Annotated in this window: 8 protein-coding genes; 2 read left to right on the top strand and 6 right to left on the bottom strand. The window is 69.2% G+C overall.

Annotated elements, in window-relative coordinates; genetic code table 11:
* Positions 1-42: 42 nt before the first annotated feature.
* Positions 43-1,332 carry a nucleotide sugar dehydrogenase gene (locus E2F48_RS16365; RefSeq protein ID WP_133405023.1) on the bottom strand — a complete coding sequence of 430 codons (1,290 nt, stop codon included), beginning with the start codon at positions 1,330-1,332 and terminating at the stop codon, positions 43-45.
* Between the two features lie 178 nt (positions 1,333-1,510).
* On the opposite strand from E2F48_RS16365, the gene E2F48_RS16370 reads away from it, so the two are divergent.
* Complete coding sequence (locus E2F48_RS16370; RefSeq protein ID WP_133405024.1) at positions 1,511-5,485, top strand: FtsK/SpoIIIE domain-containing protein; 3,975 nt, start codon at positions 1,511-1,513, stop codon at positions 5,483-5,485.
* Positions 5,486-5,489: 4 nt separating this feature from the next.
* Here the strand turns inward: E2F48_RS16370 and E2F48_RS16375 are convergent, their stop codons facing one another.
* Complete coding sequence (locus E2F48_RS16375) at positions 5,490-5,912, bottom strand: hypothetical protein (RefSeq protein WP_133405025.1); 423 nt, start codon at positions 5,910-5,912, stop codon at positions 5,490-5,492.
* Between the two features lie 237 nt (positions 5,913-6,149).
* On the opposite strand from E2F48_RS16375, the gene E2F48_RS16380 reads away from it, so the two are divergent.
* Positions 6,150-6,398, top strand: coding sequence for a WhiB family transcriptional regulator (locus tag E2F48_RS16380; RefSeq protein ID WP_086994524.1), 249 nt, complete (start codon positions 6,150-6,152; stop codon positions 6,396-6,398).
* A 158-nt stretch (positions 6,399-6,556) separates the two neighbouring features.
* On the opposite strand, the gene E2F48_RS16385 is transcribed toward E2F48_RS16380, so the two are convergent.
* The 4 genes from E2F48_RS16385 to E2F48_RS16400 are packed head-to-tail and all read right to left on the bottom strand — an operon-like array spanning position 6,557 to position 14,922.
* Positions 6,557-8,032: a sensor histidine kinase gene (locus tag E2F48_RS16385; RefSeq protein WP_133405026.1), complete on the bottom strand. Its 1,476-nt coding sequence runs from the start codon at positions 8,030-8,032 to the stop codon at positions 6,557-6,559.
* A 13-nt stretch (positions 8,033-8,045) separates the two neighbouring features.
* On the bottom strand, positions 8,046-12,863 hold the full coding sequence (locus tag E2F48_RS16390) for an NAD-glutamate dehydrogenase (protein WP_133405027.1): 4,818 nt from the start codon (positions 12,861-12,863) through the stop codon (positions 8,046-8,048).
* Between the two features lie 47 nt (positions 12,864-12,910).
* Positions 12,911-14,257, bottom strand: coding sequence for a CpaE/TadZ family protein (locus E2F48_RS16395; RefSeq protein ID WP_133405028.1), 1,347 nt, complete (start codon positions 14,255-14,257; stop codon positions 12,911-12,913).
* Positions 14,254-14,922 (bottom strand): CpaB family protein, encoded by a 669-nt coding sequence (locus tag E2F48_RS16400; RefSeq protein ID WP_133405029.1) that lies wholly within the window; start codon positions 14,920-14,922, stop codon positions 14,254-14,256. The genes E2F48_RS16395 and E2F48_RS16400 overlap by 4 nt, the downstream gene beginning before the upstream one ends.
* Between the last annotated feature and the right edge of the window lie 112 nt (positions 14,923-15,034).

The raw sequence follows: 15,034 nt of genomic DNA on the forward strand, positions 1-15,034 counted from the left end.
CCGGGCGTTGGCCGTCGCCTTGAACACCGGGGCCCCAGTAAATCAGGCCTTGCCGATGACCCGGTAGACGACGCCGTCCCACTGTTCGGCGCTGCTGACCCGGCGGCCGTCAATGAACGCCTTCACACCGGGAAGGTCGGAGGGGCTCAGCGAGGCGTATTCGGCGTGGTTGGCCTGGACGACGGCGGCGTCGATGGGCTGCCCGAAGTGGTAGGGCGTGAACCCAAGCTTCTCGAGTTCCTCGTCCGTGTACATCGGGTCGTTGACGAAGGCGGTGGCACCGCGGGCCTGCAGGGCCTCAACGGCGGCGAAAACCCCCGAGAAGGCCGTTTCCTTGACTCCGCCGCGGTACGCGGCGCCGAGGACGACCACCTGCGCTCCCTCGAGGGAGCCATAGGCGCCCTCGAGCAGGCCGATGGTGTAATCGGGCATACCGGCGTTGGCTTCCCGTGCCGCACGCACCACGGTGGCGGCGGGGTCGTTCCACAGATACAGCCGGGGGTACACGGGGATGCAGTGGCCGCCCACCGCGATGCCGGGCTGATGGATGTGGCTGTAGGGCTGGGAGTTTGAGGCCTCGATGACCTGGTAGATGTCGATGCCCACCGTTGAGGCATACCGTGCGAACTGGTTGGCAAGCCCGATATTGACGTCGCGGTAGGTCGTCTCCGCGAGCTTGGCCAGCTCGGATGCCTCGGCGGAACCGAGGTCCCAGACGCCGTTGCCACGCTGCAGGTCGGGCCGCTCATCGAAGTCCAGGACGGCCTCGTAGAACTCCACGGCGGCCTTCGCCCCTTCGGGAGAGAGCCCGCCGACAAGCTTGGGGTACTTCCGGAGGTCTTCGAAGACCCGGCCGGTCAGCACGCGCTCCGGGGAGAAGACGAGGTGGAAGTCCTTCCCTTCGACCAGGCCGGAACCCGACTCAAGTGCAGGCTTCCAGCGGCTGCGGGTGGTTCCCACCGGCAGCGTCGTCTCGTAGGAAACGAGGGTTCCCGGTGTGAGGTGCTTGGCGAGCTCGGCGGTGGCCCCGTCCATCCAGCCGAAGTCGGGGTTGGCGTCCGCATCGACGAAGAGCGGCACCACCAGCACGACGGCGTCCGCCCCGGGGACGGCGTCGGCGTAGTCGGTGGTCGCCCTCAGGCGGCCGGCCGGTACGAGCTCGGCCAGTTTTTCCTGCAGGTGGGCTTCGCCGGGGAATGGCTCCCGGCCGCTGTTGATCAGATCGACAACTGCGGCGTTGACGTCGACGCCAACAACGTCGTGGCCTTTGGACGCGAATTGGACCGCCAGGGGCAGTCCGATCTTTCCGAGCGCGATTACAGCAATCTTCACAGCAGCATGACCTTTTTCTGGGATCGTGAGGGCTCAGCCTTCGAGGGCATCGAAGGCAAGCCTATAGGTTGTGCCCGGAATTAACCGCCTTGGCGGCATCGGGCGCGCCACTGCACCATCTCCGTCCGGATTCCCCTGACCCCGGTTGGCCCGAGGGACCCGGGACCGTCCGGCCGCGTTGTCCACAATCTCCGCCGACCGCATTCCTCCCGTCCGGATGGTGCATATCCTCACCGCAGAATCCTTCATCTTCGGAGCGGGTATGCACCTTCATCTCTCCGTGGTCGCGGGCCCCGGCGCCCCTGCCGCCACCGCGTCACGCCTGCCCTCCGAGCTGGTTGTCGATCTGCGGCGGCCCATGTCCGGACGGGACCTGGCGGAGCACCTCACCTCACGCCTCGGCAGCGCCTGCCTCTCGGTCGCGGGAATCCCCCTCGCCGCGCTCGAACCGGGCGTCCCTCCCCTGGGCAACGGGGCCGTCCTCGTCGCCGGAAGCGGCAGTGCCGGCCCTGGGCCATGGCCGGCGCGTTCGATCCTCGTGCTTGTCGTGCATTCCGGGCCGGATGCCGGCTGCGTCTTCCCCCTGGTGCGGGGGTCGTACTCGATCGGCCGGTGGGGCTGCGATATTTCGCTGCGTGATCCGGCGCTGTCCCGGTGCCACGCGACGCTGGCCGTCGGGGAAGACCGCGTCCTGCTGCGCGATGCGGGCTCGGCGAACGGCACGTGGGTGGATGGACACAGGATCACCGAGGCCCCGGTCACTTCCTCCTCGTCGTTGCTGGTGGGCGGCTCGCGCTGTGCCCTCGCCCTCACCGGAGCCCACCGTCCGCAATTTCGCCCAGGGGACCTCGGGGAACCCCTGGACATCACCACCGAGCCCGTGTCGGAGCGTGAGCGCTTCCTCGCCCCGACGGTCCTGCTGCCGGTGGTGGGCGGGGCGGTTCTCGCCCTGGCCCTGCAGATGTGGCTCCTGCTTGCTTTCGCCGCAGTCGCCTCTTTGACCGGGTTGCTGTCGATCTGGGCCGCGCGTCGACGCCGGCGGCGGTTCGAGGCCGCCGTCCGGAGCGCCGCCGACGCCGATGCACAGCGGCGTCGTGCGGCGGTGATGGATGCCGGGTCGGTCGCCCTCCATGCATACGGGCGCGGCCCGGAAGACCAGTGGGCGGACCCGGGCATGGCCTCCCCGCCCGCGGTCGATGATGTCTCCCGGACCGCGAATATCCGTCTGGGTGAGGCCGACCAGCAGGCGAACCTCCGACTCAACCGCCGGGTACCGGAGTGGACGCCGCCCCTCCTCAAGCGGATGCCCCTGGTTCTCCCGTTCCGGCCTGCGTCCGAACGGGTCTTCCCCTCGCGGATCCGCCTGCACGGCCCCCCGGAGGACGTGCTGGGGATGGGACGGCTCATCCTGCTCCAGTTCTCCGCGGTTCTCGGACACAACGCGGGAGTGGTCTGCCGCGGCCTGCCGTCCGAACTGCCCACCGCGGGGCGGTTCCTGCCTGGGGTCCGCCTCGTGTCCACCCCGGCCGCGCTTGAGGGAGTGATCCGTGAAATGCCCGGCGCGGTCCTGATTGAATTCTCGGCGGCACCCGGACCCGTTCCGGCAGTGGAGTGGGCCGAGACCGTTCACATCGCGGTAAGTCCAGGCCGGGCCACCCTGGTCCGTGTCTCCGGCCGCGTCGGGTTCGTTCCGGATCTGGTGGGTGCCCAGGCCTTCGAAGCCTGTGCCCGTGCCCTGGGCACAGCGTCGTCCCGGACCCCACCGGGCCGGCGACGGGCGAACACTTCCCCCTCTTGGGACGGTCCGCAGCTTCCGGACCCGCCCTCCGTCAAGGGACTGGCCGAGCGGTGGGCCGACGGCGCCGGGCAGGACAGCCTGGAAGCGCCGATTGGTGACGCGCCGGGCGGGCCTCAGGTTTTCGACCTGGTCAGGCAGGGGCCCCACCTCCTGGTTGCCGGCACAACGGGTTCCGGAAAATCACAGCTGCTGCGCTCCCTGGTCCTCGGCATCGCGGCCCGCTATCCACCTCCGCGGGTCAACTTCCTCCTCCTCGACTTCAAGGGAGGATCGGGTCTCGGCCCGTTGAGCGGGCTGCCCCACTGCGTCGGATTCCTGACGGACCTGTCGACGGAGTCAGTGGAACGGGCGCTTCGGTCGCTCCGGGCCGAGCTGCGCCGACGGGAAGAACTGTTCGCCGCCCACTCAGTCCAGGACATCGCCGACCTGTCGGGGTCGATGACGGCTTCCCTCCCGCGGCTCGTGGTGGTGGTCGATGAATTCCGCAGGCTGAGTGATGACGTGCCCGGGGCGGCCGACGACCTGATGAAGTGTGCGGCGCTGGGCCGGTCACTGGGAGTCCACCTGGTCCTGGCGACCCAGCGGCCCACCGGCGCCGTCACAGCCGATATCCGGGCGAATGTCACCACGTCGATTGCGTTGCGGGTGCAGAACGACATGGAGTCCATGGACCTCATCGGCTCGACACAGGCCGCCGCCATTGCGGTGGACCTGCCGGGCCGGGGTTTCCTGAAGGTCGGTTCCGCGGGTCCCCGGGAGTTCCAGGTGGCATCAGCGGCCGGGCCGCCCCCGGGGGCCGGCCCCGTCCGTGAGCTGGACGAGTGGCTTCAGGGGACGCGCACGGACACGCCGGATTCAGCGCAGGAGGAGGACCCGCACACGGTTCGGTTCCTCGTTGAAAGGATCGCGGAAGCGGCCCGGCTGATCCGCACTCCCGATCAGTACCGCCCGGTCCTCCCGCCGCTGCCGTCGGAACTCCCTCCCGCGGGCCCCGAGGCGTCGGTACCGGAGGCGCTCACCCTGGGCTTGCTCGACCTTCCCGACCGGCAGTCCCAGCCTCTCCTGCGCTGGGCACCCGGCGGCTCCCATCTTGCCTTCATCGGCTCGGCTTCCGCCGGAGCCGCCGGGGCGCTCCGGCACACCCTTACGGAGTGCCTGCTGGTCCTGCCGGACACCCACCTCTATATCCTCGACGGCGACTTCACCCTCGCCTTCGCCTCCGACGCGCTCCAGACCGGAGCCTATGCCGCAGCCCACGAACCGGTCCGGGCGGAACGGATCCTCTTCCGCATCGCGGCCGTGGTCCTCGAACGGCTCTCTGCCCCCGCCGCACCCGGCACTCCGCCGATTCTCCTCGCGGTCTCGGGCTGGGGCCGGTGGGCGGGCACCTTCCGGTCCCGCCGGTTCTCCACCGCCGAGGACCTGCTTTCGGAGATCGTCCGCGACGGTCCTGCCGCCGGGGTGTCGCTGGTGATCACCGGTGAAAGGGAGCTGACGGCGGCCCGCTTCGCCGGACACGTATCGAACCGGATTTACCTGCCCCTGGGAACGGCCCCGGAGGTGACCGCCGGCTGGCCCCGGCTGCCGCAGGTTGAACCGGTGCCAGGACGGGGCGTAGCTTTTGGCCGGTTCGGCTCCGTCCTGCTCGGGGGCCCCACTCCCGCGCAGCTGACCATCCGGCCCCGGGCATGGGCCGCGGCCCCGCGGCGCCCGCAGCGGCGCCCTTTCCGGGTCGACCCGCTGCCGCTCCAGGTGCGGCCAACGGACCTCGCGCCCGCCGCCGCGGCCGGCGGTGCCTGCAGAATTCCGATCGGGATCGGCGGCGACGAACCGGAGACGGTCTTCCTTGAGCTTCCGGCAGGGAGCCTCTGGCCCGTGGTGGGACCGCCGGCCTCGGGCAGGTCGACCTTCCTCGCCCTGCTCGAGAATCAGGCCCCGCCCTCGCTGCACCCCCTGCGGCTCCGGCCCCAGGACGATCCGGCGGCCTACTGGCGGGCCGCCGGGAGCCGCCCTCCCCTGGCGACGGACCCGCCGCGGTGCCTGTTGCTGATCGACGACGCGGAGACCCTGCCGGAGGGCCTCCACCCGATCCTCGAAGCGTTCCTCGCGTCCGGGGCCCGGGCCGTGCTGGCGGCGGGCCCACGGTTCGTGCTCGGCCAGCGGCCACTCGCCCGGCTCGCCCGGGCCGCGGGCCACGCGGTCATCCTGGCGCCGCGGTCCGAAACCGACGCCGAGGTCTTCGGGGTCCGGCTTGAGCCTCCGGACGGCATCGGCCCACCCGGACGCGCAGTGGTGCTGGACCCGGGCCGGCAGCTGCCGGTGCAGCTCGCTCAGGTTCCCGGGTGCAGTCCCTGATGTCCTACAGGGTGCGGGTTTCCCCGGTGGCCCGGGACGTGAAGTCAAGGACGGGGCGGGTGAAGAGCGCGATCAGGACAACCGCTCCGGGCACCAGCATGGCGAGGCCGATCGCCACCGACCCGCTGGAGAAGAACGACACCGAAAGAATGACGAGGAAGAGCTGAATCACCAGGGCGGCCGAACGCGGCCAGCGGAAACCCCGCCACAGCGCACGGGCCAGCACCACCAGCCAGATGGCAAGAAGGATCAGGAACACCGCCAGGAAGACCGTTCCCCCGACGGAGACCAGGTCGCCCATGGCCAGGCTGCTGAGGAAGAGGCCTCCGACCCCCAGGAAGCCCAGGGCTTCGAGCAGGAGGATTCCGCCGATCACGGCGACGCCCGCCGGGCGGAGGTGGGGGACTGGCTCGGTGGGTCTTGACACACTGGCACCCTACCGGAGATAGTTCCAGTACGGCCAAGACCGGACCCCTCCCGCACCCTCTTGTGACCTAAACCTCATCCGTCTGTGCAACTCTCGGTGTATTAGCTCTTGTTTACCGTGACGTAACGTGACAGCCTTGATTTGAGATAAAAGCGGGGGCCGCATACGGCCCCTTTACTATGAGGGCCCTCGTGAATGTTTTCACAAGGATGAGGGCTAAAGGAGAAAGTGGTCAGCATGGATTGGCGTAGCCGCGCTGCGTGTCTGGACAAGGACCCGGAGTTGTTTTTCCCGGTCGGAAATACCGGGCCGGCGCTTCTTCAGATCGAAGAGGCCAAGAGCGTCTGCCGTCGCTGCCCCGTCATCGACACCTGCCTTCAGTGGGCGATCGAATCCGGACAGGACGCAGGCGTCTGGGGCGGAATGAGTGAGGACGAGCGCCGTGCGCTCAAGCGCCGGGCAGCTCGCGCCCGCCGCGCCTCGTAACAAGCTGCGGGCGGTTGACAGGCCGCAGCCAACACATGCAGGAGGGCCGCCCATGGGCGGCCCTCCTGCATTTAAGTGGGGTCCTGCCAGTTACGCTTCCGGGAGATCACCGGCAGCGGCCCGAAACGGCCACGCATCCGACCGACATGTCCGACCGCTTAGGCACACCGGTCATTGTGCAGGCCCATCTCAAGGTGGACCGCCGTGCCGCCGCCCTCCCGGGCACTCCACTCGATGGTCCCCCCGAGCTCGCTGTTCACCAGCGTCCGGACGATCTGCAGGCCGAGGCCCTGGGGAAAGTCCTCGGCGGGCAGGCCCACTCCGTCGTCGGCGATTGTGACGTCAAGGAGCTCCTCGCCGTCGCGGTCGGTGCGCCGGTTCGCCTCGAGCCACACGGTGCCGCTGCGGTCGGCCAGTCCGTGCTCGACGGCGTTGGTCACCAGCTCATTGATGACAAGGGCCAGCGGTGTCGCGAAGTCGCTGGGCAGCTCGCCGAAGCAGCCGCTGCGTTCGGTGCGCACCGCATGGGACGGCGAGGCGACCTCCGCCGAGAGCCGGAACTGCCGCGCGATAAGCTCATCGAAGTCGACACTCTGCGCAAGCCCCTGGGACAGGGTCTCGTGCACCAGGGCGATCGTGGAAACCCGCCGCATCGCCTGCTCGAGGCCCTGTTTGCCCTCTTCGCTGACCATCCGCCGCGACTGCATCCGCAGCAGGGCGGCAACGGTCTGCAGATTGTTTTTCACCCGGTGGTGGATCTCCCGGATGGTGGCGTCCTTGGAGACGAGTTCCATCTCCCGCCGGCGCAGTTCCGAGACGTCCCGCACCAGTACCAGCGCCCCGAAGCGGTCCGCCTCGTCCCGCAGCGGAATCGCCCGCAGGGACAGGCTGACGCCGCGGGAGCTGATTTCGGACCGCCAGGGCATGCGCCCGGTCACCACGAGCGGCAGGGTCTCATCGACCATCCGCCGGTCCTTCAGCAGCGGGGTCGTGATCTCGGCCAGCGACCGTCCCTCGAGGGTTTCCACGTCCCCGAGCCGCCGGAACGCCGAGACACCGTTGGGGCTGGCATATTCGACGATCCCGTCAACGTCGAGGCGGATCAGGCCGTCACCGACGCGGGGCGCACCCCGCCGCGAGCCCGTCGGCGTCGCGAAGTCCGGCCACAGGCCCAGGGTGCCCATCCGCAACAGATCCTGCGCACACTGCCGGTAGGTGAGCTCCAGCCGCGAGGGCATGCGCGGGGTGGACATATCCATATGCGTCGTCACGATGGCCAGGGTCCGGCCGTTGCGCACCATGGGGACCGCCTCGACGCGCATGGCGGTCTCTACGCACTGTTCGTCCGGCGTGGATTCGATGCGCTGGCTTTCCCAGGCCCGGTTCACCAACGGAAGCAGGTCCGCCCGGATCCGCTCCCCCACGAAGTCGCTGTGGAAGACCGTATGCGAGGTCGAGGGCCGGGCGTGCGCCAACGCGACGTACCCCCCGTCATCAAGCGGGAACCACAGGGCGAGGTCGGCGAACGCGAGGTCCGCCACCATCTGCCAGTCCCCCACCAGGAGGTGCAGCCACTCCGCGTCCCCCGGCGCGAACCCCTGATAGTCCCGGATCGGGTCGGTGAAGATAGCCATAAGTTCCTGTCAATCAGCGGACGATGGAGCGCAGCAGGCGCAGCGCCACCGAGAGCGAAGAGATATCGTCCTGTTCGAGGCGGTTGACCTCGTCGAACATGTTCCTGGCCCGTGCCAGCTGGTCGGCGTGCTGCGCCTCCCACTCATGCAGGCGGGCCATCGGCTCGCCTCCGGGGAGCCTGTCCGAGGCCTTGAGCACCGCGACGGTGATATCAGCGACGGTGGAGTAGAGGTCATCGCGCAGCGCCGCCCGGGCCAGCGCCTGCCACCTGTCCTTCCGGGGAAGGTGGGTGATGCGCTCCAGGAGATTGTCCACGTCGAAGTAGTCGTAGACGGCGTAGTACACGCGGGCGATATCCTCGACCGGTTCGTCGACCCGCCGGGTGCTGAAGGCGATGTCGAGGAGGGCGAAGGATTCGAACTGTTCGGCCCAGGTGGTGACGATGGACTCGGGCAACCCCCGCTCCTGCGCCACCGCCGTCCACTTCCGGACCCGCTCGAGGTCCCCGCCGCGCACGAAGGATGAGAGCCGGGACCGCAGCGGGTCCATGAGGGGTTTGAACGCCGCGATGCTTTCCTCGACCGGGGTGCCGGCTTCGACATGGTTCACGAACCAGCGGACGGCCCGGTCCAGCAGGCGCCGCAGATCCAGGTGGACCTCGCACCAGTGCTCGGTCGGGAAGTCGGCGGGCAGCGCCTCGAGCGCGGTGACGATCGAGTCGAGCTCGTAGATCTCGCGCAGCGCAACGAAGGCCCGGGCGACCGCGGATTCGGACACGGAGGTCTCCTCCATGACGCGGAAGGCGAAGGTGATTCCGCCCATGTTGACCATGTCGTTGGCGACGGTCGTTGCGATGATCTCCCGGCGCAGCGGGTGGGTGTCAAGCAGGTCGCCGAAGCGCTCCACCAGCTGGTGCGGGAAGTACCGGCGCAGGGTGCCGGCGAACCAGGGGTCGTCGGGCAGGTCGCTGCGGGTGAGCGCCTTGGCCAGTTCGATCTTCGCGTAGGCCGCAAGGACCGACAGCTCCGGGGAAGTCAGGCCCTTCCCGGTCTCAATCCGGGCCCGCAGCGCCTTGGTGGTGGGCAGGGCCTCGAGGCCCCGGTCCAGGTCCGCGTGCGCCTCAAGCCAGTCCATCAACCGCTCGAAGCTGGGACTCCACTCGATGATCCGCTGCCGGTCGTTGAGCAGCAGCACGTTCTGGTCGATGTTGTCGCGCAGCACGAGCTCGCTGACCTCATCGGTCATGGCGTGGAGGAACCCGGGGCGTTCCTCCGGCGTCATCCGGCCCAGCTTGACCATCCGGTCGACGAAGATCTTGATGTTGACCTCGTGGTCGGAGCAGTCGACGCCGGCGGAGTTGTCGATCGCGTCGGTGTTGAGCACCACGCCGTGCAGCGCGGCCTCGATCCGTCCGCGCTGGGTCATGCCGAGGTTCCCGCCCTCCCCGACGACCTTGACCCGCAGGTCGCTGCCGTTGATCCGGATCGCGTCGTTGGCGCGGTCCCCGACCTCGGCGTTGGTTTCGGCCGAGGACTTCACATAGGTGCCGATGCCGCCGTTGTAGAGCAGGTCGACCGGTGCGCTGAGGATGGCCTTCAGGAGTTCGGGCGGGCTGAGGGTGGTCACGGAGTCTTCGAGGCCCAGAACGGCCCGGACCTGCGCCGAGACCGGAATCGACTTGGACTGCCGGGGGTAGATTCCGCCGCCCTCGCTGAGCAGGGAGGCGTTGTAGTCCTCCCAGCTGGAGCGCGGCAGCTCGAACAGCCGCCGGCGCTCGGCGTGGGAGGCCGCCGGGTCCGGGTTGGGGTCGAGGAAGATGTGCCGGTGGTCGAAGGCGGCCACGAGCTTGATGTGTTCGGAGAGCAGCATGCCGTTGCCGAACACGTCCCCGCTCATGTCGCCGACACCCACGACCGTGAAGTCCTGGGTCTGCGTGTCCAGGTCGAACTCGCTGAAGTGCCGCTTGACGGACTCCCAGGCACCGCGGGCGGTGATGCCCATCGCCTTGTGGTCGTAGCCCACCGAGCCGCCCGATGCGAAGGCGTCGCCGAGCCAGAAGCCGTATTCCGCCGACAGCCCGTTGGCGATGTCGGAGAAGGACGCGGTGCCCTTGTCCGCCGCGACGACCAGGTAGGAGTCGTCGCCGTCATGGCGCACCACCCGTTCGGGCGTGACTACCGTTTCCCGTCCGTCGACGGTGACCAGGTTGTCGGTGATGTCCAGCAGGGCGCGGATGAAGGTGCGGTAGCTCTCCGTGCCCTCGGACAGCCACGCCGCCCTGTCTACCGTGGGATCGGGAAGCTGCTTGGGGAAGAACCCGCCCTTGGCCCCGGTGGGCACGATGACGGCGTTTTTGACGGTCTGAGCCTTCACCAGGCCCAGCACCTCGGTGCGGAAGTCCTCGCGGCGGTCCGACCAGCGCAGCCCGCCGCGGGCGATCTCGCCGAAGCGCAGGTGGACACCCTCGACCTGGGGCGAGTACACCCAGATCTCGAACTTGGGCCGCGGGAACGGCGCCCCCTCGATCGAGGGGGTGTCGAGCTTGAAGCTGACGTGCCGCTTGTTCTGGAAGTAGTTCGTGCGCAGGGTCGCGTCGATGAGGTTGGCGTAGGAGCGCAGCACGCGGTCGGCGTCGAGGGTCACGACCCGTTCCAGTCCCGCGGCGAGGTCGGCGCGGGCGGCCTCGGCCGCGGTCTCCCGGTCGGAGGCCAGGTCGGGGTCGAACCGTGCCTCGAACAGCGCGACGAGCGCCCGGGCCACGCCGGCGTTGCGCAGCAGCGTATCGGCGACGAAGCCGTACGAGTTCGCATTGCCGATCTGGCGCATGTACTTGGCATAGCTGCGCAGGATCAGCACCTGGCGCCAGCTGAAGTGCTCGCGCACCACCAGGCGGTCGAAGGTGTCCGACTCGCTGGCACCGACGACGGCGGCGGCGAACGCCTCCTTGAGCAGGTCGGCCGCTTCAAGCGGGCTGATGCCGGCCGGATACCTCAGGCCCAGGTCGTACAGGAAGTACTGCTGGCCGTCGGCGCGTTCGATTTCGAACGGCCGCTCGTCGAGGACCTCGAGGCCGAGGTTGTGCAGGAACGGCAGAATCTGTGTGAGGCTCTTCGGCTCCATCAGGTAGAGCTTGAGCCTTGCGTCCTCCTCGGCGCCGGGGCGCTGCGGGACGTAAACGTGCATGCCCGGCGCACCGGTGGAGCCATCGAGGGCCTCGAAGCGGCTGACGTCCTCGAGGGCATCCTCAACCTCGTAGTCGACCCGGTATCCCGCCGGGAATGCCTCCCCCCAAAGCTCGGACAGGCGCTCGGCTTCCTCCCGGTCGAAGCGGTCCCGCGCGACCTCGGCAATGCCTTCGGCCCAGGATCGGGCCGCCCGGACGAGCCGCTCCTCCAGCTCGGCGCTGTCGACCTGCTGAACCTCTCCGCCGCGGGCAAGCCGGATCCGGAAGAACAGCCTCGCCAGGGCCGATTCGCTCACGCGGGCCTCGAAGTCGATCGAGTCGGCGTGGAAGGTGGTGCGCAGCTCCTCCTCAATCCGCAGCCGGACGCTGGTGGTGTAGCGGTCGCGGGGGAGGTAGACCAGCGCCGACATGAACCGCCCGTAGATGTCGGGGCGGAGGAACAGGCGGGTGCGGCGGCGCTCCTGGAGGCGCAGGATGCCCATAGCCGTGTTGACCAGGTCCTCGACTTCGATCTGGAACAGCTCGTCCCGCGGATAGGTTTCGGCGATCGAGAGCAAATCCTTGCCCGAGTGCGAGTCGGAGGGGAATCCGCAGAGCTGGAGCATCTCGGTGACCTTGTCCCGGACGATCGGCACGTTGCGCACGGAGCCCGTGTAGGCGCTGGTCGCGAACAGCCCGATGAAACGCCGTTCCCCGTTGACGTTGCCCTGCGCGTCAAAGCTCTTGATCCCGATGTAGTCGAGGTACGCGGCGCGGTGGACGGTGGAGCGTGAGTTTGCCTTGGTGATCACCAGGGCCCGCTTCTCACGGGCCTTAGCGCGGCCCGCCGAGGTGAGGTGCTGGATCCGCCGGTCCTCGTCGGTGTCGCGGAGCAGGCCGAGGCCGCTGCCCCGGCGGACGCAGAGGGCATCGAGGCCATCCTCAACGACGAGGTCGTATTCCTTGTAGCCGAGGAAGGTGAAATTCCCGTCATCGAGCCACCTCAGCAGTTCCTGTGCCTGGCGGAGGTCGGGGATGGAGGAGCCGCCCACGACCCCGTTCAGGGATTCGGCGATGCTCTGGACCTGGGCGCGCATGGCGGGCCAGTCGTGCACCGCGGCCCGCACGTCGGCCAGGACCTTGTAAAGGCCGTCGATCAGGGCGCCGCGTGCCACCTCGTCGGAAATCCGGCTGATTTCGATGGACATCCACGATTCGATCGAGGAGGCCCCGGGGATCAGGTGGGAGATATCGGGAAGCGCGGCCGTGTCTCCGCTTGAGGAGCCGGCGCTGGAGGGGACCCGCTGAAGGCCGTTGAGGACGTGGGACGCATCGTCGCGTGCCGCCACGAAGGTGGGATGGACCACCAGACGGATGGCGCAGTCCTGCCGGACCAGTTCCGCGGTGACCGAATCGACAAGGAAGGGCATGTCATCGGTGACAATGGCGACGACGCTCACCTCGCCCTGGTCGAAGACATCGACCACCGGCTCTCCGGCCGCGCGCACCTCGGCAAGCCGGCGGTGGGTCAGCGCGCGGTCACGCAGCACTGAACCGCTGTAGGCTTCGGCGTCCTCCCCTGCGAGGTGTTCATAGTAGTGCTCAATGAAGTCCTCAAGCGACGTGTCTGAACTGGACTGATCCGTGACGCTGGATCCAGACGACATGAAAAACGCCTCCGTAACGAGATGAAAGACCGCTCCCTTGCGGCCCCTTACCTTGGAAGCCTAACGGGCATCCACGAAAACTTCACTTCGTTGGAGCTCCATCCAATGCGGCGGCGCTGACGTTGTTCAACCGTCACATCGACGAGACCTGCGATCGCCCTGCGCAGGGCCGAGGACGGGGCTGCTTCGGCGAGCACCGAGCCCGCCAGCAGTGCCTCGTCCGCCGCCGGGAAGTCGGCGGGAAGGAAGTCCGAAATGGCCGTCCCTGGTCCGAACCGCTCCCAGGCTTCCCTCAGCTGGTCCTCCGGCGAGCGCCCGACGGAAGCGGCACGGACCTTGTTGAGCACCACCCTCGGCTCGGCCGAGGGCACCGCCTCGGCGAGGACGGTCAGCGAGCGCACGAGGCGCGGGACGCCGACGGCGTCGGCGGCACCGACCGCAATGACGGAGTCGGCCAGTTCAAGGCAGCGCAGCGCCGCCCCGTTGCGGCGGGGAGCGGCGGTGTCGAAGCTGAGCTCCTCATCGGCTTCGAGGCAGAACCCGCAGTCGACGATGGTCACGGCAGCGCACGCGCGGGCGCACTCGAGGACCCGGGCGAGGGCAGCGGGCCGCACCTCGGGCCACCGGTCTGGGCGGGTCAGGCCGGTGAGGACCCCCAGCCTGCCGCCGCCGACGGCGACGGTTGAGGCCACCCGGCGGAGCCCGGCCGGGTCGAGAGTCCCCTGGTCGGCCAGCCGGCAGGCCTGGGCGAGTCCGGCGGCCTCGTCAAGCAGGCCGAGGAACGCCGCCACGCTGGCCCCGTAGGTGTCGGCATCCACCAGCAGGACCGGAGACCCGGCAGCGGCCAGTTCCGCCGCCATGTTCACGGCCACCGTGGTGCGCCCCGGCGCACCGGTCGGCCCCCACACCGCGGTGATGGTGCCGCCGCCGCGCCCGCCGGGAGGCGGCTCCGCGGCGTCTTCGAGGGGCGGCAGGGCGGCAGCCGGGTCGGCGTAGGCGCTGGTGCCCGCACGGGAGCCCGGACTCCGTTCGGCCCCGGCCAGGCTTTCCACGGCCGCCGCGACGAGTTCGGCCAGGGGGCCGGCCGCGATTCCGGGAGGGGCCCGGCGTACCCCGGGTACCCCGGCCCCGGCGGCCGAGTCGTCCTCTCCTGCCAGCAGCACGACGGCGATCCCGGTGTCCCGCAGTCGCTCCAGGAGTGATACCGTCAGCCCGCCGGTTCCGGGTGAGAGGATGGCCGCGCGGGCCAGTCCGGCCTGGCCGGCCGCCAGCAGTTCGGGCATGCCCTCGCAGCGGCGCACGACGGTTACCGGGCCGTGGAGCTTTTCCAGGCCGGGAACGTACTCCCCCGCGGCCGGCCCCACGGTGACCACGGGGATGACCGGGCCGCTCACGGACCACCCCGCGGGTTCAGCACCACGGCGATCTTCGCGTCATTCGACAGGGCGTTGAGCAGGGCCGGCATTGTCTCGTCGGCCACCAGCACGTAGACCCGGGACCGGGAGTCCGTTCCCAGGGCCGATTCCCTGACCGTGATCTCGGAGACCTCGGCGCCCTCAAGCAGGAGCCGGGGCTGCTCGAACCGGGTGCCCTGCCCGGTGGCCGCCTCCGGCAGCGCGACCCAGACATCAACCCTCACCCCGGGTTCAGTGCCGGCGGGGAGGGGGTCCTCAATGGGCAGCCCCACCGGCTTCCGGTCCAGCTCGTCCGGGCGGCCGACGGCGGCGGCCGGAACAAGTTCTCCCGGACGGACGAGGCGGGTCACCACCGCGTCCTCCGGCAGACCGGAGGAGGCCCGCAGATACTTCTTCTCCGAGCCGCCCAGCCGGACGGCGACCTTGGTGAGGTCACCGGACTCCAGGCGCGCACCGACGGGCAGCTCTGTGCGGGCGGCAAGGACATCGGTGGTCCGGTCGAGGCTGCCGACCAGGGCAGTGACTCCTGCGGTGGAGGCCAGTACGAGCAGCAGCCCGATGATGAGCCTTGGATCCCGCCAGGACGGCCTGCCGATCCGCGGCGCGGTGGGGTTCCGGTCCGTCCGGCTCGCGTTACCGCTCATGGAGCTTCCTCCGCACGCTTCGGAACACTCTTCGGCACCCGTGGATGGACACCGGCACTCCTGCCATTGTTGTGCAGGTGGCACACAAAATAAACAGAAGGTTTTGTGCGTG

Origin of the sequence: Arthrobacter crusticola (genome assembly GCF_004357995.1) — a bacterium.
Taxonomy (GTDB): Bacteria; Actinomycetota; Actinomycetes; order Actinomycetales; family Micrococcaceae; genus Arthrobacter_D; species Arthrobacter_D crusticola.

Coding starts and splice junctions, on each gene's coding strand:
- E2F48_RS16390 (WP_133405027.1), bottom strand. CDS start 12,863: ATGTCGTCTGGATCCAGCGTCACGGATCAGTCCAGTTCAGACACGTCG.
- E2F48_RS16385 (WP_133405026.1), bottom strand. CDS start 8,032: ATGGCTATCTTCACCGACCCGATCCGGGACTATCAGGGGTTCGCGCCG.
- E2F48_RS16380 (WP_086994524.1), top strand. CDS start 6,150: ATGGATTGGCGTAGCCGCGCTGCGTGTCTGGACAAGGACCCGGAGTTG.
- E2F48_RS16400 (WP_133405029.1), bottom strand. CDS start 14,922: ATGAGCGGTAACGCGAGCCGGACGGACCGGAACCCCACCGCGCCGCGG.